The 16,277-nt window shown below is 51.8% G+C and carries 14 protein-coding genes; 9 read left to right on the top strand and 5 right to left on the bottom strand.

Annotated elements, in window-relative coordinates; all coding sequences use genetic code 11:
• Positions 1–65 precede the first annotated feature (65 nt).
• A complete protein-coding gene (locus ACQY5R_RS06760; RefSeq protein ID WP_428606125.1) occupies positions 66–2,192 on the top strand; it encodes an HDOD domain-containing protein in 2,127 nt (708 codons plus the stop codon).
• 15 nt (positions 2,193–2,207) lie between these two features.
• Positions 2,208–4,415, top strand: a complete 2,208-nt coding sequence (locus ACQY5R_RS06755; protein ID WP_428606122.1) for a putative bifunctional diguanylate cyclase/phosphodiesterase — start codon at positions 2,208–2,210, stop codon at positions 4,413–4,415.
• 32 nt (positions 4,416–4,447) lie between these two features.
• Here ACQY5R_RS06755 and ACQY5R_RS06750 read toward each other — a convergent pair whose 3' ends face one another.
• Positions 4,448–5,182 (bottom strand): hypothetical protein, encoded by a 735-nt coding sequence (locus ACQY5R_RS06750; RefSeq protein ID WP_428606119.1) that lies wholly within the window; start codon positions 5,180–5,182, stop codon positions 4,448–4,450.
• Between the two features lie 222 nt (positions 5,183–5,404).
• Between ACQY5R_RS06750 and ACQY5R_RS06745 the strand changes: the two genes are divergently transcribed.
• Positions 5,405–6,604: a YbfB/YjiJ family MFS transporter gene (locus ACQY5R_RS06745; protein WP_428606116.1), complete on the top strand. Its 1,200-nt coding sequence runs from the start codon at positions 5,405–5,407 to the stop codon at positions 6,602–6,604.
• Between the two features lie 214 nt (positions 6,605–6,818).
• Positions 6,819–7,658, top strand: a complete 840-nt coding sequence (locus tag ACQY5R_RS06740; protein ID WP_428606113.1) for an HDOD domain-containing protein — start codon at positions 6,819–6,821, stop codon at positions 7,656–7,658.
• A gap of 41 nt (positions 7,659–7,699) precedes the next feature.
• Here the strand turns inward: ACQY5R_RS06740 and ACQY5R_RS06735 are convergent, their stop codons facing one another.
• Positions 7,700–9,772 carry a putative bifunctional diguanylate cyclase/phosphodiesterase gene (locus tag ACQY5R_RS06735; protein WP_428606110.1) on the bottom strand — a complete coding sequence of 691 codons (2,073 nt, stop codon included), beginning with the start codon at positions 9,770–9,772 and terminating at the stop codon, positions 7,700–7,702.
• A 343-nt stretch (positions 9,773–10,115) separates the two neighbouring features.
• On the opposite strand from ACQY5R_RS06735, the gene ACQY5R_RS06730 reads away from it, so the two are divergent.
• From ACQY5R_RS06730 to ACQY5R_RS06710, 5 genes are all read left to right on the top strand, one after another.
• Positions 10,116–11,162 (top strand): AAA family ATPase, encoded by a 1,047-nt coding sequence (locus ACQY5R_RS06730; RefSeq protein ID WP_428606107.1) that lies wholly within the window; start codon positions 10,116–10,118, stop codon positions 11,160–11,162.
• A gap of 11 nt (positions 11,163–11,173) precedes the next feature.
• A complete protein-coding gene (locus tag ACQY5R_RS06725) occupies positions 11,174–12,424 on the top strand; it encodes a vWA domain-containing protein (RefSeq protein WP_428606104.1) in 1,251 nt (416 codons plus the stop codon).
• Between the two features lie 9 nt (positions 12,425–12,433).
• Positions 12,434–13,552, top strand: coding sequence for a sulfur reduction protein DsrS (locus ACQY5R_RS06720; protein ID WP_428606102.1), 1,119 nt, complete (start codon positions 12,434–12,436; stop codon positions 13,550–13,552).
• 181 nt (positions 13,553–13,733) lie between these two features.
• The gene (locus tag ACQY5R_RS06715) at positions 13,734–14,087 is read left to right on the top strand and encodes a sulfur globule family protein (RefSeq protein ID WP_428606099.1); all 354 of its coding nucleotides are present in this window, start codon (positions 13,734–13,736) and stop codon (positions 14,085–14,087) included.
• A gap of 153 nt (positions 14,088–14,240) precedes the next feature.
• Positions 14,241–14,858, top strand: coding sequence for a sulfur globule family protein (locus tag ACQY5R_RS06710; RefSeq protein WP_428606097.1), 618 nt, complete (start codon positions 14,241–14,243; stop codon positions 14,856–14,858).
• 9 nt (positions 14,859–14,867) lie between these two features.
• Here ACQY5R_RS06710 and ACQY5R_RS06705 read toward each other — a convergent pair whose 3' ends face one another.
• The 3 genes from ACQY5R_RS06705 to ACQY5R_RS06695 all read right to left on the bottom strand — a co-directional run bounded on the left by ACQY5R_RS06705 (position 14,868) and on the right by ACQY5R_RS06695 (position 16,117).
• On the bottom strand, positions 14,868–15,059 hold the full coding sequence (locus ACQY5R_RS06705; RefSeq protein WP_428606095.1) for a hypothetical protein: 192 nt from the start codon (positions 15,057–15,059) through the stop codon (positions 14,868–14,870).
• On the bottom strand, positions 15,056–15,685 hold the full coding sequence (locus tag ACQY5R_RS06700; RefSeq protein WP_428606093.1) for a hypothetical protein: 630 nt from the start codon (positions 15,683–15,685) through the stop codon (positions 15,056–15,058). Before ACQY5R_RS06700 ends, ACQY5R_RS06705 begins: the two co-directional genes overlap by 4 nt.
• Before the next feature lie 114 nt (positions 15,686–15,799).
• The gene (locus ACQY5R_RS06695; protein WP_428606091.1) at positions 15,800–16,117 is read right to left on the bottom strand and encodes a DUF1244 domain-containing protein; all 318 of its coding nucleotides are present in this window, start codon (positions 16,115–16,117) and stop codon (positions 15,800–15,802) included.
• Between the last annotated feature and the right edge of the window lie 160 nt (positions 16,118–16,277).

Raw genomic sequence — 16,277 nt, 5'->3', positions numbered from 1 at the left:
TATTGTACAGAATTCCTTTCTATCTCATTGACTTATAGCTAATAATTGGTGCAGGATGTCATCATATGAACGAGGCACCACTTGTCAGCATTGAAAAACTCAACCTGGGCAGACTCCCCTCTGTCCCACAGGTATTGCTCAGATTAATCGAAGCCTGCCATCAAGTCGACGTCAGTTTTCAAGATCTGGCGGAAATCATTAAGCAGGATGTCGGCCTAACCGCCAAGATTACTGCCGTTTGCAACTCCCCCGCCTATGCCCAGTGGAATGATGACCGGGACTTCAACCGTCTGCTGGTGGTGCTGGGACTGAACAATATTAAGACCATTGCCATCAACGCGGCAGTACACCAGTTCTTTTCGCAGTTTAATGTTAAGGCTGGACAAGGCCTGGGCGCCATCTGGTACAAATCACTCTGGTGTGCCCACGCCGCTCGATCCCTGGCCACACTGACCGGTTATGAATTCCCGGACGAAGCTTATCTGGCGGGTCTGTTACACAAGTTGGGGCAACTGGTATTCCTCAACAAACAGCCGGAAAGCTACGGCGAAGAGTTGCTTAAACCTCACTCCGATATCGAATTGATCAAATTCGAACGTGAGTTGTTCGGCGCGGCCTATCATGAAGTCAGTGCACTGATGGTACGGGAGTGGGATCTGCAATCTTTTCTCAGTGACGCCCTACTCTATCAAAACGAACCCGCCGATCGGCTGCTGGAAGCGCCACGTCTGGTCCGATTGACCAATTTCACCCATAAGCTGAGTGACCCCGGCTTTGATATCAACACCCTGTATACCGAAGCAGACATGCTTTTTGGGCTGACGCCATCCGTTGTCGACAACCTGAAGCAAGATATCGAACAGCAGGTTGAAAAAGCTGCCGACGGACTGGGGATACGGCTTGAGAAAGGTCCTTCCGGGCACATTGAGGTCCAGGTAGAAACGGAAGAAGTGCGGCTGGAACTGGCACGCCGGGTGCGTGAATTCGCTCTGCTCGGTGGTGTAAATCTGGATCCTGGTAGTGAAAAGGATCTGCAGGAGTTCCTAAAGTCAGTGCTATCCGAATTGAATATTCTGTTTGGTATGGACCGCAGCATTCTGTTTCTTGCCGACAGCGATAACAAACAGCTACAGGGCGTGGTTGGCCATGCTGTCAATAACACACGTATAGCCGAATTCAACATACCGATAATCGAGGGCCGCAGTTTGATTGCCCAGGCACTGATCGAAGGAACGGTCCAGGGTCCGTATAAACCACTCGACGCCAATCCGGCTTCATTAATCGATCAGCAACTCTGCCGCACACTGGAGCGAAGTAGCATTCTTTGTGTTCCACTGATCACGGGAACCAACCGGATCGGCGTCATCGTGGCAGGGTTGCATGACGCGGATCAGGAACATCAGACGCACAATTTGAGCTTTCTACCTGTGTTTGCTGGTATCGCTGCTCAGAGCATCCATACCCAGCGCGATAGGGAGAGTAAAACCGAGGAGTTACTCGAGAACACACGCCAGTGGCACCAGCGCGAAGCCCGTAGCATTGTTCATGAGATCAATAATCCGCTGGGTATTATCAATAACTACCTACACGTGCTCTCTGCCAAATTCAGTGAAGACTCCTCACTGTCCGATCATCTAAAAATCATTAAAGAAGAGATCCAGCGGGTCGGTGATATCGCGTTGCGATTACGTGATATCGGAGACCCGCAGCATATCGCCTGCTACTCTGTAGATATCAACGAAGTAATCCGTGATTTGATGGAGATCTTTCAGGCCTCTTACTTCAAATCCCACGGCATTACCGAACATGTAGAGCTGGAGAAAAAGCTGCCCGCGATCCAGGTCAGCCGGGCAAGCTTGAAACAGATAATCACCAATTTGGTAAAAAATGCCGTCGAGGCCATGACCGACGGGGGCGATTTGTGGATTCAAACTCGCGACCATATCAACATCGGCGGGCGTGAATACATCGAGTTGAGTATCGCAGACAATGGACCCGGCATTCCGGCCGAGGTCATGGGTAAGCTTTTTACCCCGCAGAAAAGTACAAAAGGCAACAACCACTCAGGTTTAGGATTGACCATTGTAAACAACCTCATTGATGAGCTGAAAGGGAGTATTAGCTGTAGAGGTCGCTCGGGAGGTGGAACCGAATTTCTCATCCATCTTCCTCGTCACTTAGGGGACGAATAATTAGGGGAAGGCACAATGATGAAGTCCACGGAGTCCTGGTTGGGGAGCGATTTTTTGCCCCAGCTGCCCGGCAACAAGGATAGAACGGCCAAACCAGTCAAAACCGAAGCAGCCAGAATCCTGGTTGTGGATGATGAAGTGCGCATGCGTGAAAGCGTACGTGACCTTCTGCAGGCCTATGGACACTCAAGCATCGTCGCCGCCAATGGTCACATTGCGCTGGATATCTTGCGCGAAAAATCGATTGAGCTGATTCTTCTCGACCTGAATATGCCGGAAATATCCGGTATGGAATTTCTTGATCTGCTAAAAGAGGAATTCCCGGATATCGATGTGGTTATCGTCAGTGGCGAAGCCACTTTCACCAACGCCACCGAAGCCCTGCGGCACGGCGTCAGCGATTTTCTTCGTAAACCCTATAACCCGGTTGAACTCCTCGGGATTATCGAAAATGTCCTAAAAAAGCGCCATCTGGAACGCGAATTCAAACAGGTACATCAACGTCTCGAAGCATCAGAATACCGATATCGGTTTATTGTCGACAACTCTCCCGACATTATCTACATGCTCGACGAAGCGGGTTACTTCTGTTTTGTTAATGATCGAATCAGTCAGCTACTTGATTACAAAAAAGACGATCTGATTGGACACCACTACTCCGAAGTGGTCCATGAAGAAGATCTGGAAAAGGCCAAATACGCCTTTGCTGAACGCCGTACCGGTGATCGGGCCAGTCGCAATGTGGAGTTCAGATTGCGTTGTAAGGACAACACGCAACCTAGCCGTTATTTTGAAACCCGCTCGGTTTCTATTGAGTTGAATTCCATGGGAATCTACCGCGAAGCCGGCAGCAGTGAAAAATGCTATGTCGGAACCTATGGCGTGGCTCGGGATATCAGCGAGCGCAAGCGAGCGGAAGAGATTATCAATTTCCAGCTCTATCATGACCTATTGACTCAACTTCCCAACCGGGCACTACTGCGCGATCGTCTCGGGCTGGCTATCTCCCAGGCTAAACGAAGCGGCAATCAATTGGCGCTGATGTATCTGGACATGGACCGATTCAAGGTGATCAACGACTCCCTTGGGCACGTGGCCGGCGACCAGCTGTTGCAGACCGTGGCTAACCGGCTGAGAAATTGCCTCAGAGACAGTGACACGCTTGCCCGAGTAGGCGGCGACGAATTCAATCTACTGGTTCCGGAAGTGACGGGTCGTGTCGATGCCATCCGCTTGGTGGAGAAAGTGCTTGCCAACCTGAAGGCCCCTATTTTTATTGATGGCGTGGAAGTATTCGTCAGCTTCAGCATCGGTATTGCACTGTTTCCCGATGATGGTGAAACCATGGATGCCTTGATCAAGCATGCCGATATCGCCATGTACCACGTAAAACGACACGGCAAGGATGGCTACGAATTTTTCTCAAACAACATGAAAGGTACGGCAGATCAACACCTTTCCCTGGATGCAGGATTGCGCCGAGCGATCGATGAAGAGCAGTTGCAGGTCTATTTCCAACCGCAAATCAATCTTCAATCCGGCATGGTTTCCGGCATGGAAGCGCTGCTGCGCTGGAAACATCCGGAAGCCGGCAACATCAGCCCCACCGAGTTTATCCCTGTCGCCGAGGAGAACGGCCTTATCAACGAAATCGGCTTATGGGTTCTGGATGCCGGCTGTGCAGAACTTAGCAAATGGCGTAAAGCTGGCCACAACCAGTTAAAGCTGGCGGTCAATGTCTCTTCAAAACAGTTGGCACAAAGCGATTTTGAACATCAGGTGTTCAATATACTCACCAAGCATGGTATTCCTGGTTCTGCTCTGGAACTGGAAATCACCGAGAATGTACTGATTCAGGATATGGACCAAGTCGTCAATAAATTACGCCAGCTGCATGCCGACGGCATCTGTATCGCTGTCGATGATTTTGGCATCGGCTACTCTTCGCTTGGTTATTTGCAATCGTTACCACTGAGCACTCTCAAGATCGATCGCTCTTTTGTTAGTGGCATACGCGCCACCAGCAGCCGCAATTCGATAGTGACGGCCATTATCGCCATGGCCAAAGAACTGGGGCTGGATATTATTGCAGAAGGTGTAGAAACGGAGATTCAACATCAGCAGTTGAAGCGGCTGGGTTGTCCCAATGCTCAGGGCTTCCTGTTTGGTCGCCCGATGCCTAAAGAGCAGGTCGGTCTATTTCTTAAAAAAGGTTATCTGTAACACCCTGTAACTCTAGCCTTTCAGCGCGGGTACTAATGCAAACGGCTCTCCGAACCCCATAAGCCACTGTATTTCTCCATGACTTGACGAACCTCGTCAGGATAACCCACGATATCCATCTGCTGCATACCCTCTTGAAAAAAACCTCTTGCATCCTGTGGGATGTTACTGACCAACTGCCCAAATACCTCTTCCATCAAAGCGGTATTATGTGTACGGGTCGCAACGATACCCCAATTGAGGTTGAGAATCCGCCAAGGATCCACCAACCCTCCGATTTGGCTTGTCTGTCTTACCCGGTTTGAAACAACCGATTGCACCTTTGCCATGGCTTCACAAAGCACAACAAGAAGCGCCGGATCGTCTATCTGATTGGCAAGTCCGGAAAAGGCATTGACAATCAATTCCAGGCATTCGATGTAACCCTGATGCTGTGCGATCCAGAATGCCACCGGCAATGACAGACGCTGCAATTGGAGCACGCTATCAGACATACCCTGCGCTGCCGCCGCAGCCGATATCTGATCCAGCAGTTGCAGGCTCTGATTACCGACGCGGGTAACCTCAGACGCAACCGCCACGTCGCCCTTCCCCGTTTCAGCATCCAGACGTTCCATATGGTCAACAGATTCCATGAATTGGGAGATTGCCTGCAATATCCGGATATCCGGCTCACGACGAGTCTCCTGTAAACGAGAATCTAGCGCCGCTACCGCCTTGGTTATCGCTTGCCGATACTCGCTCGGGTCAAATGCCGAAAAATTCATAGGTGCTCTCGCTGATACCGTGTTCTGTCTCCAGTATATGCCGCTCATGGCACGCCGTTTATATTTTGCAAAACTGTGGGGTCATGGAGTAAGCGGTTAATAATTGGACAACTAAAATAACAATTTTCAAATGGTTTATCACGAAACTATTTTCTCAATATGAGGAGGCAGAATAACACGGGATAGGTATACTAACCGGATCGCTAATATCCGGGTAAATTGATGTCCAGGCCACCTTCCCACATTAAAGTTCTGTTTGCCGGCATCATGAGTCTCATCCTCACTCTGGGCATTGCAAGATTTTCCTATACCCCGCTACTGCCGATCATGCAGGCTCAAACCTACCTGGGGGACGCGAGCGGCGGCTGGTTAGCCACTTTCAACTATATCGGCTATATGTGTGGCGCGTTGATTGCCGCCTCCATCAGTGATCTCAAATTAAAGGATACGTTATATCGTATCGGTCTGGTTCTGGCTTTGGTCACCACGGCGGGCATGGCCTTTGGCGAAAGCCTTTGGTTGTGGGGAATCATGCGTTTCTTTGCCGGACTGAGCAGCGCTGCTGGATTGCTGATCGGTTCGGGGCTTATTCTGAACTGGCTGATTCGGCACAATCATCGGATGGAACTGGGCCTCCATTTCAGCGGTGTCGGACTCGGTATTGTATTAAGTGCTATTGCGGTTGACTTGATGGCGACATACCTCAGTTGGGATCAGCAATGGCTGGCACTGACCGGAACCGGGCTACTGTTGTTTCTACCTGCCTGGGGATGGTTACCTAGGCCGGACAGTAGCCCATTTACTGCCAATGGTGAAAGGATGGAGGACAGACCGCCACAACGTAGCTGGATCATCCTGTTGTTCAGCAGTTATTTCTGCGCCGGGTTCGGCTATGTCATTTGCGCCACATTTCTGGTAGTCATCGTGGAAGCGGAGCCAAGACTACAAGGGTATGGTGAATTGGCTTGGCTGGTAGTCGGCATCGCCGCCGCACCGGCCTGCTTTATTTGGGATAGGATCGCTAGAAAAACCGGTGAACTGAAGGCACTGGCATTAGCCTTCGGCCTGCAGATTGCGGGAATTATATTACCCACCCTGGCTGATACCAGTCTGGCCGTGGTCATGTTCAGCGCCGCCCTCTATGGCGGCACCTTTATCGGCATTGTCAGCCTGATGCTGACAATGATGGGTAAATTTTATCCCACCAAACCGGCTAAGCCCATGGGCAGACTGACCCTCAGCTATGGCGTGTCACAGATCGCCGCTCCGGCCCTCGCCGGCACCTTGGCAGAAACCTATGGAACCTACAACGGCTCGCTTTATCTGGCCGCTGCCATTATGGCCATCGGCCTGTTACTGGTGATTATATTGGCCTACCGGGAACAACCGTCTTCGCAACCCGAGTATCAACGCGCCGGCTAATCCAATCCAGCACAAAGGGGTAGGCGTAAAATTTCATATAAAACACCGGTGTCGACTAAGTTGTTGGAAAACGCTAGATCATCCGTTCCCGTCTGCCACACTCACACTTCATTCATCCACTTGCTGACCTGGATCAGAACAAGTTTAAACCTGACTTAACAGCACACCGCCAGCACGCTAGCATGCTCCGACAACCTGGTTGGAGTAAGCAAAAATGATCGATTTAGACCCCTCCGTTGCAGCGATATTAACCCAGGGTTTTCATATACCGCCGAAACCGGAAACACTAATCCGGTTAAAGGATATCAGCCATAGTGAAGACCCCAGCCTCACCGACGTCGCCCGCGTAGTCGCATCGGATGTAGGTCTCTCATCAGCCATACTCAAAACGGTCAATTCACCTTTTTACGGCTTAGCCCGAAGCATTTCGAATATTCAACAAGCCGTGTCACTGCTGGGAATGGAGAGTGTCAACAGCCTGGCCACCTCGGTGGAGCTGAAACGTGCACTCACCGGGGATGCCTGCATCTCCCTGGAACGGTTTTGGGATAACGCCACCGATGTGGCCAATTCGATGGTCTACATCGGCAACCGACTCGAGGGTAACTTCTCTCCGGAAACGTTGTATACAGCCGGACTTTTCCATGACTGCGGAATTCCGGCGATGGCGATTAGGTTTGGCAGCTATCGACAAACCTTGATTGATGCCAACGACAGTATGGAACAGAACCTCACTGATATCGAAGATGAAAAATATGACACCAACCATTCGATTGTCGGATACTTCATCGCCAACTCATGGCACCTACCGAAAACGCTCTGTGAACTGATTCTCCAACATCACGAACACGACTTCCTCGACCACATAACGGGTAAGAGTGATCAGCTTGTTTACGCGATTCTCAAAATGGCGGAAAACATCGTCGACCGGACCCGACGCTTCCGCGAAGCCCAGGGTTGGCAAAAGATACAAAACCGAGTGCTGAGCACTATCGGGATCAGTGTGCTGGAATACAGCGATATTGAAGAAGATCTGAGTGAACTTTTGAAATAGAAACTTTGACGTAAACGATTGAGCTTAACAGACATCACCCCCTAACAGGAGAGTTGATACGGCTTGTCGCCGCCGGATAGCAGCAGCTCGAATTGATCTGCCGGTATCGGTTTACTGAACAGATAACCCTGCACTTTCTGACATGCTAACTGCTTCAGAAACATCAATTGTTGTTGATTCTCCACGCCTTCCGCCACCACGTCCAGCTCCATAGCCTTGGCCATAGAGATGATTGCCCGGACAATGGCTCGGCTGTTTCGATCCGTTAATACGTCATTGATAAAGGCTCGATCAATCTTCAGGGTATTAACCGGGAATCGCTGCAGATAACTGAGTGAAGAGTAACCGGTACCGAAATCATCAATCGCCAGGTTCAATCCGGCATCACGCAACTGGTTCAGTTGGTTAAGCGTACGCTCGATACGACCCATCACCATACTCTCGGTGATCTCCAGAGTCAGACAGTGCGGCGGAAGCCGGGTGCTGTCCAGAATCAACTGAATCTGGTCGCTCAACTCATTGGAGTTAAATTGCCGCCCGGAAAGATTGACGGCCAAAGACAGCTCCTGGGAATACTCCTCCATCCACGTTTTTACCTGGCTGCATGCCTGCTGCAATATATGATTGCCCAACGTGGTGATAAAACCGGTCTCCTCCGCCAGCGGAATAAAATCATCCGGCATGATCAATCCCCGATCGGGATGGTGCCAACGGGCCAACGCTTCCATACCGACCAATTGACCTGACTGCAAATCATAGATGGGCTGAAAATAGGGCACGAATTGGCCTTGACTCAATCCCGCATTCATCTCATTCTCAAGCAGTAACCGCCGTTTGCTCTCCCGGTTCATTTCTTCAAGGAAAAAGTGGAAACCATCACCACCCTCACTCTTTGCATGGTACATCGCCATGTCGGCATAACGTGTCAAGTCGTCCACCGTTTCAGCATCCCGGGGATAGAGACTGATGCCGATACTCATATGTGGAGTGATCTCATGCTGATGAATCCAGACCGGCTGAATGACGGTGGCCAATATTTTGGATGCAATATCAGCCGCCATATGCTCATCCTCCAGATCGGAAAGGATAACGGTAAACTCGTCCCCCCCCATACGGGCTACCGTGTCAATTGATCGTACCGTGCTTTTTATGCGCTTTCCTACCTCGACCAAGAGTATGTCGCCGCTGGAATGGCCGAGCGAATCGTTGATGTTTTTAAATCGGTCAAGGTCGATAAACAGCAACGCCAGCTTATTTTCGTGCCGTCGACAACTTTTCAGGTCCTGCATCAACCGTTGATGGAAAAGCGCCCGATTCGGTAAGCCGGTCAGCGGATCATTGAATGCCAGCTCTTCCAACTGCTCCTCGGTCCGTTTCTGGTGAGTGATATCGGAGAATAGCCCGGTGTAATAGCAGGGCTTGCCGGCCGCATCGTAAATTGTATTCAGGCGGAGGTAGATAGGAAACACTTCGCCATTTTTTCTTCTGTCCCAGATCTCTCCTTGCCACTTACCGGATTCATGCAGGGTATTCCATATCGATTTATAAAAAGCGTTATCATGTCTTCCCGACTTTGTGAAACCGGCATTTCTACCCAATACCTCTTCGCGCCGATATCCGAGCAGTTCACAATAGGCCGGATTAACTTCGATAATGCGTAGATCCATATCCGTGACAATAATTCCTTCACTGGTGGATTCCGTCACATATTTTGCCAACCGTAGTTTCTCTTCCGCCTTCTTGCGTTGAGTGATATCACGCCACACCACATGCAACAGCGTTTTGCTGCCGGCGGAAATGGCCGTGAGTAAAACTTCTACGGGAAAATCGGTGCCGTCAACCTTTCGGTGAATCCACTCAAACCGGTGTGATCCCTGCTCGATAGCAATACGGATCATCTCATTTGCCTTATCGAAAGAGGGTAAGCCATCCGGCTGGTGTGGCGGCGATAGCTGGGATGGGTGAGTCGCAAAAAGGTCTGCCCGATTGGTATAACCCAACATGTGCAGGGTGGCCGCATTGCAATCGACAAACTTTCCGTCGTCGATAATTAGCATGGCGTCGGCCGAATGCTCAAACAGCGCCCGATATTGATCCTGAACTCGTTCCATCATATTGGCATTCAGTTAAATGGTCCTTCCCGATCCCACAACCCCAAATCGTTCCTGCTATTCGGCGATCCATCCTAGCGTTTGTCTCCGCTTACTTGAACCGGATAGAGACGTATGGAAATAGTTTTTTGTCCTGGCACATCATTGAAACATTTCTAGGATACATGCTAAAAGCTATCGGCCACCCAGACCGGTACTTTATGTTGAATATCCAACCTTGGACGCCTCCCACATAAACTCGGCAATTGTTACCATCACTATCTCTTATTGTTTGCTTTTCCCAGTTATATGGTAGGTTATTATTTCCGGAACATGACCCGAATCACTGTATTATCAAAGGAGTACCATGCGACCAGCCGCCATTTCAACCATTCTGGACCGTGAATATCTGAGTACCGAAGCGGGTCATCACACCCCTGTCATGCTTTGGGGCCCCCCCGGGGTCGGCAAGTCCCAACTGGTTAGCCAGGTAGGCCAGCGCCACCAGGTACCGGTGATAGACATTCGCCTATCCCAGATGGAGCCCAGTGACCTGCGGGGAATTCCATTCCGTAGCGGTGAACGGGTCGAATGGGCCGAACCAGCGCTGTTGCCGCATTTGGATACCCATGGCGCGCAAGGCATTCTGTTCCTTGATGAGATCACCTCCGCCCCGCCCAGTGTATCTGCCGCCGCCTATCAACTGATTCTTGACCGCCGTCTGGGGGAATATCGGATTCCGGATGGGTGGGCGATTTTTGCAGCCGGCAACCGTCAGGGTGATCGGGGCGTCACCTATGCCATGCCCTCCCCCCTTGCCAATCGGTTTACCCATTTTGAAGTAGATACCCATTTGGATGACTGGGTCGCTTGGGCTTATGACAAGGGTATCGATGAGCGGGTCATCGCTTTTCTACGGTTCCGGCCTGAACGCCTGTTCGAGTTTGATCCCGCCCATAATCCCGTGGCCTTCCCCACCCCACGTTCCTGGGAATTTGCCCATCGCGGTCTACAGAAGTTTGGGACCTTGCCTGAACTACTGAGCGATACCCTGCAAGCCTGTGTCGGTCCGGCCGCCGGGATCGAACTGGCCGCCTTTGTTAATAACCTGGATAAATTACCGGACATCGATGCGATTCTTAAAGGGGACAGCAGTTTGGTCCCCGGTGAAATCGATCTGCAATACGCGGTCGCCTCCGCCTTGGTGGCGCGCGCAGTCAAGGCTCGTAGCCAAGACAATGCACGAACGGTATACGGACGAATCCTGGAGTATGCCGGGCAGTTCCCCCAACGGGAGATGGGCATCATGTTGGTTTCCGATATGCACCGATCCATCGGCCAGGAACTGTTTAACATACCGGAGTTCGCGCCTTGGGCTGAGGCGGTGGCCGATGTGATGCTTTACGATCTCTGACACAACCGACCATGAGCGAGATCGAAACCAAACTTAGCGCCGCCCGGACACGTCTTATTCTGGATAAGCCGTTTCTCGGTGCCCTGGTACTGCGTCTGCCCATGCTCGAAGCCGACCCCGCCTGGTGTCACACGACAGCCACCGATGCACGCGCATTCTACTACAATGCCGAATTCATCGATGCCCTGACGCTCGAGCAGACCCAATTTGTGCTGGCCCATGAGGCGTTGCATTGTGCGCTCTCTCATTTCGCCAGAAGATTGCACCGGGATAAATACCGTTGGGATATCGCCTGTGATCTGGCCATCAACCCCATGCTGATTGAGGAGCAGTTGGAACCCTGCCCGGGTGCCCTGCATCTGGTTGAGTTTGAGGGCATGACCGCCGAGGAGATCTACCCCTGCATCGATGAAAGCGATCAGATGAATACGCATGATCAGCATATTTATGATCAGGGCGATAACCATTCAGGCGGCACACCTAGTGGCGGCGGAGACCAACCAAACGAACAGACGGCACCGGAAAACAGCGAGACACCCCCAGCACCGCCCACCCCGTCCAAACCGGCGACCCAATCTAAGACTGAACCGGTAGCAAAGGGCGCCAATCAACCCGCACCGCTGTCGCCAAGCGAGCAAGAGAAACTGGCTATCCAGTGGACCCAGAGTCTGGCCGGTGCCTATCAACAGGCTATCCAGGCCGGTAAGCTGGGTGGCGAACTGGAGCGCATGATCGGCCATCTGCTGCAGCCGCGTATCCCCTGGCGTAGGCTGCTGGCCAAATACATGACGGCCACCGCCCGGGAAGATTACAACTGGTCCCGGCCATCAAGACGAGAAGGCGACGCCATACTGCCCAGTTTACGCAGCAATGAGCTCAAGGTAGTGATCGGTTTGGATACCAGCGGCTCAATCAGTGATGAAGAGATGCGCCAGTTTGTTTCGGAGATCAACGCAATCAAAGGACAGGCCAACGCCCGCATCACACTCCTCGCCTGCGATGCCGTTTTGGCCGACGATGGCCCCTGGATAGTGGAACCCTGGGAACAATTGCAACTTCCCCGGGAGTTCAAAGGCGGCGGCGATACCGATTTCAGACCGGTTTTCGAGTGGGTGGAACGACACGATTCCGCCTGTGACCTACTGATCTACTTTACCGACGCCCAGGGGGACTTCCCGAACCAGGAACCGGCCATGCCGGTGATCTGGCTGATCAAGGGCAAAGCGGACACTCCCTGGGGCCAGCGAATCCAACTCAACTGAATCGGATAAATGGAACTGACCAACGAAGATCTCCTGCGTCTAAATGTACTGGCCGTCAATGCCGACGCCATACGCATCAATGAAAACAGTATGGCGGTACATGGGATCAAGGGAGACAAAGAACTGAAGGTCACGCTGCATCCTCAGGGTAATCCGGATCGCTATCTACGCCACGTACGGGAACTGCTGGCCAGTATCGGACTCAACTCGCCCGGTGGTTATCCAGTCTACATTCAACGCTGGACACGTATGGGTCAGGTTGACACGGTACGCCTATCGAGCCTGTTGAAACTGGCCGAACCGGAAGCCGTCATGGCGGTAGTCTGTTCGCCAGGACTGACGACGGACTTGGCGCGCCTAGCCTGGTGGTGCGAACCGCAGGCCGAGTATGCCCGACGGATGTTGGAGCAACCGACGGTGGCAGCCGATCCTCTCGGATCGGAGCTCGCCGCGTTCCTGGTTGAGCACCTCCCTTTCGAAAGCGAGCCCCAACAGATGTTGGAAACCGTCCGCTTGGTCCTTCAACCGGGACTGATAGACGAGTCGCTCAAGCAACGCCTGTGGATTCGGGGCCGCTCATCCAAGAGCTACCGGGTAGGTTTCCTGCAAACCATACCGGATGAACTGCCGGATCCATTACCTGCCCGACCAGAGTTGAGCGCATCACAGGCCATCCTGGGGGCCTTGATACGCCAAGGAAACCCCTATGCCCGACTCGTCGAAAAGTTATTGGACAGTCCCGGTCAAACCTTTGCCAACACAGTCATAGACGCCCTGACACGCCCGGCCAATCAAGATGTTGTCAGCGCCTTGTTCAAGGCGGTGGGCGATTACTTTTCCCCCATCCGCACCCACACCACCGAGATACGGCAAATCAGTGAAATTGATGCCGTGGTCGACGCACTGACCACCACCGAACAAGGCAATCTTCACCAGCTACTGCACGCGCTCCCGGAGTTGCAGGTCGAGATACGCGCCATGCTGTTTCTCGCTCATCTGGATGATGCCGTTTTGACCCCCATCCTCAGCCTGACGGACGCTGTGGGATCGGTCATGCGTAAGAAACTCCAGCCAGTGTCAGAACCACTGATTCAAAATATGAACTGTTTATTGGGAAAGCATCGTTAAATAGATGCCAGCAAATAGTTCAACTCATACTAACCATATGATTTAAATGGATTAAGTAAATTTTATTAAATAGTTGTTTACTATTTTAGTAATTTCTTATATTCTGACAATCAGTTAAGGCGAGCTGTAGCGCTTTACAGAACAAAATATTAATTTTCGAAGGTTTTCAGGAGAGATACCCATGAACAAATTTGCAAAGATTGCTGCTGTTGTCGCCATGTTATCCGCTTCCGCTACGGCTTCTGCCTGGTGGGGTGGTGGTCCCTGGAATGGTATGGGTGATGGAATGGGAGACGGCACCGGTGATTTCAATATGAACTTCAGCGGCCGCAGCAATGCCTACACCCGTGGTAACGGCTACGGTTATGGCAATCCTTACTATGGTGGTTACGGTGCACCTTACGGCTACGGCGCACCTTACGGTTATGGCGCTCCCGCTTACGGCGCACCTTACGGCTACGGCGCCCCTCAGGGCTATGGTGCGCCTTACGGTTATCCGGCACCGGTCGCTCCGCAGGCACCGGCCGCTCAATAATCGATCATTAAAGGACACTGACAGCGCACAAGGATGTGCTAAAGCTAAAAGATCCGCTAAAACTGTGCAGAGATTCAGTTTCCCCGAGTCCGAAGGAGTGGGCTCAGGGAAAATGATCCATCCCGCTCTGCCCCACTCGTTAAGGTTAAATCAATGAAAATATCCCAATTGATTGTTGCCATTGCCCTGACCACAACCGGTATGACTGCTAGTGCCTGGTGGGGCGGCGGTCCCTGGAATGGAAATGGATTCGGTAACGGCGACGGTTCCGGCGATTTCAACATGAGCTTCCGCGGTCGTAGCAATGTATACGGCAACGGCAATGGCTACGGTTATAACGCCCCCTACTACGGATATGGCTATCCTTACGGTGCCGGAGCCTACCCCTATCCGTACGCTCCGACCACGCCACCGCAAGCCAATATCAGCGAAGAGCAGCAAAAAGCGATGCAGGCTCAGCAGCAGGTCATGCGCGAAGCAATGGAAGCCCAACGCCAACAGTTCCAGCCGTCTGCAATCGGCCAACCTCCTTACGCCTACCCCATGGCTCCTTTCGGTTCAAAAAATCCGGAAGCCAATGCGGCGCAGCGTGAAGAGATGATTAAGCAGATGGAAGCGCAACGCGCCGAGATGCAAAAGTTGCGTGAAGAGCGCCGGGCTGAAATGCAGACACAGATGGAGTCCCGTCGCGCTGAAATGCAAAAGCAGATGGAAGCCCAGCATGAAGCGATGCATCAGGCGATGCAGGAACGACGCGCCAAACAGCAGTAGGTTTCTAAATTAGAAACAGATGGCTTTGCGCTCCCGCACATCCTTGTGCTTCGCTGCATAAGCCAATCCGTGGCAAATGCGCTCCCGCACATCCTTGTGCTTCGCTGCATAAGCCAATCCGTGGCAAATGCGCTCCCGCACATCCCTGTGCTTCGCTGCGTAAGTCCATCCTTGGACAAAAAAGCCCGTGATGACAATCACGGGCTTTTTTTGCGCTCCATCGGACTATCCGACTCCTGCCACTGCTTACGCAGATCGTCCAATTCCTTTTTGTAGGCTTCCGCATCGCCATAATCGAAAAACCTATCAACCCGGTGATGGGGGTCAGGAGTACGCCGTGCATTTTTTATCGGACACCAATACTGCTCCGTACGGGCACTGATTTCCCGACAATACTCCACTACGCCATTGCCGTAGCTGCAGTAAATACAATTAAACTTTTCAATGGCATTCAAATAAGAAAGTTGCAGGCGGTCCATCCGCATGTAGTCCGACCGTCGTACCCGCGGTATTTCGTATATACGGAAGCAGATATGCTGATAAAGGGTGATCATTACATCAAGAAATACCAGCGGCACAATGACACTGTAGATGATGGGCGCTGAGAGTAGGTGTCCGATCCTGGCCCCACGTACATAGCGCCATAACCCGATACGTTGCTGTCGTTGTAAAGCCTTGAAACCCTGTTCGAATCGTACCCTACCCTGTTCAAGGGTGTAGTGAAACTGTCGCCTTTTCTCTTGCAGCAGCTGATCAATTTCAACTTCCAGTTCGGCCTGCAATTTTTGCAAACGCCCCAGGATCTCTTCCAGCGTCGGTTTTGTCATCGCCCTTCCTTCAGGAATCGTGACCACAGCACGCTTGGCAGTATGACACAGATACCGATGGGGTGATATTTAACTCGGACACCTCCGCTAGTTCGGGAACCGAACTCAATCCATTCAGACGTGTCCGCTGATCTTTGCGTGCAAAGGCTTAGTCTCGTTAAATCGCTCCATCTGTTCCTGGCTAGCCTCCTTTTGATATCGATTTTTCCACTCATCGTAGGACATGCCATAAATTGCTTCCAGCGACTCGTCCTTGGTCAAAGCGATGCCCTGCGCATCGGCCGCCGCCTTGTACCATTTTGAAAGGCAATTTCGACAGAATCCCGCCAGGTTCATGATGTCGATATTCTGCACATCGGTCCTCTCACGAAGATGCCCGACTAGTCCACGAAAAGCCGCCGCTTCCAGTTTAATCCTATCCAACTCATCCATACGCACCTCCGTTAATTATCTATGTGATGGACCTAATTTAACCCTTTGTACCAAATCAAACAAAAGGGAAACCACAAGGTTATTCCACACTAAAACAGCTGGTCATAGCGTTCAGGTAGCATTCAGGCGACGGGCGGTAACCTGTCAACGTACAGGAGTA

This window comes from Sedimenticola sp., assembly GCF_050289425.1.
GTDB lineage: Bacteria > Pseudomonadota > Gammaproteobacteria > Chromatiales > Chromatiaceae > Sedimenticola.
Note: the sequence above shows the minus strand (reverse complement) of the source record. Positions and strands in the feature narration are given on the sequence as shown.

What these genes read in the sequence shown, in the direction of transcription:
- ACQY5R_RS06760 (WP_428606125.1), top strand. Translation starts at nt 66, where the DNA reads ATGAACGAGGCACCACTTGTCAGCATTGAAAAACTCAACCTGGGCAGA.
- ACQY5R_RS06755 (WP_428606122.1), top strand. Translation starts at nt 2,208, where the DNA reads ATGATGAAGTCCACGGAGTCCTGGTTGGGGAGCGATTTTTTGCCCCAG.
- ACQY5R_RS06750 (WP_428606119.1), bottom strand. Translation starts at nt 5,182, where the DNA reads ATGAATTTTTCGGCATTTGACCCGAGCGAGTATCGGCAAGCGATAACC.
- ACQY5R_RS06745 (WP_428606116.1), top strand. Translation starts at nt 5,405, where the DNA reads ATGTCCAGGCCACCTTCCCACATTAAAGTTCTGTTTGCCGGCATCATG.
- ACQY5R_RS06740 (WP_428606113.1), top strand. Translation starts at nt 6,819, where the DNA reads ATGATCGATTTAGACCCCTCCGTTGCAGCGATATTAACCCAGGGTTTT.
- ACQY5R_RS06735 (WP_428606110.1), bottom strand. Translation starts at nt 9,772, where the DNA reads ATGATGGAACGAGTTCAGGATCAATATCGGGCGCTGTTTGAGCATTCG.
- ACQY5R_RS06730 (WP_428606107.1), top strand. Translation starts at nt 10,116, where the DNA reads ATGCGACCAGCCGCCATTTCAACCATTCTGGACCGTGAATATCTGAGT.
- ACQY5R_RS06725 (WP_428606104.1), top strand. Translation starts at nt 11,174, where the DNA reads ATGAGCGAGATCGAAACCAAACTTAGCGCCGCCCGGACACGTCTTATT.
- ACQY5R_RS06720 (WP_428606102.1), top strand. Translation starts at nt 12,434, where the DNA reads ATGGAACTGACCAACGAAGATCTCCTGCGTCTAAATGTACTGGCCGTC.
- ACQY5R_RS06715 (WP_428606099.1), top strand. Translation starts at nt 13,734, where the DNA reads ATGAACAAATTTGCAAAGATTGCTGCTGTTGTCGCCATGTTATCCGCT.
- ACQY5R_RS06710 (WP_428606097.1), top strand. Translation starts at nt 14,241, where the DNA reads ATGAAAATATCCCAATTGATTGTTGCCATTGCCCTGACCACAACCGGT.
- ACQY5R_RS06700 (WP_428606093.1), bottom strand. Translation starts at nt 15,685, where the DNA reads ATGACAAAACCGACGCTGGAAGAGATCCTGGGGCGTTTGCAAAAATTG.
- ACQY5R_RS06695 (WP_428606091.1), bottom strand. Translation starts at nt 16,117, where the DNA reads ATGGATGAGTTGGATAGGATTAAACTGGAAGCGGCGGCTTTTCGTGGA.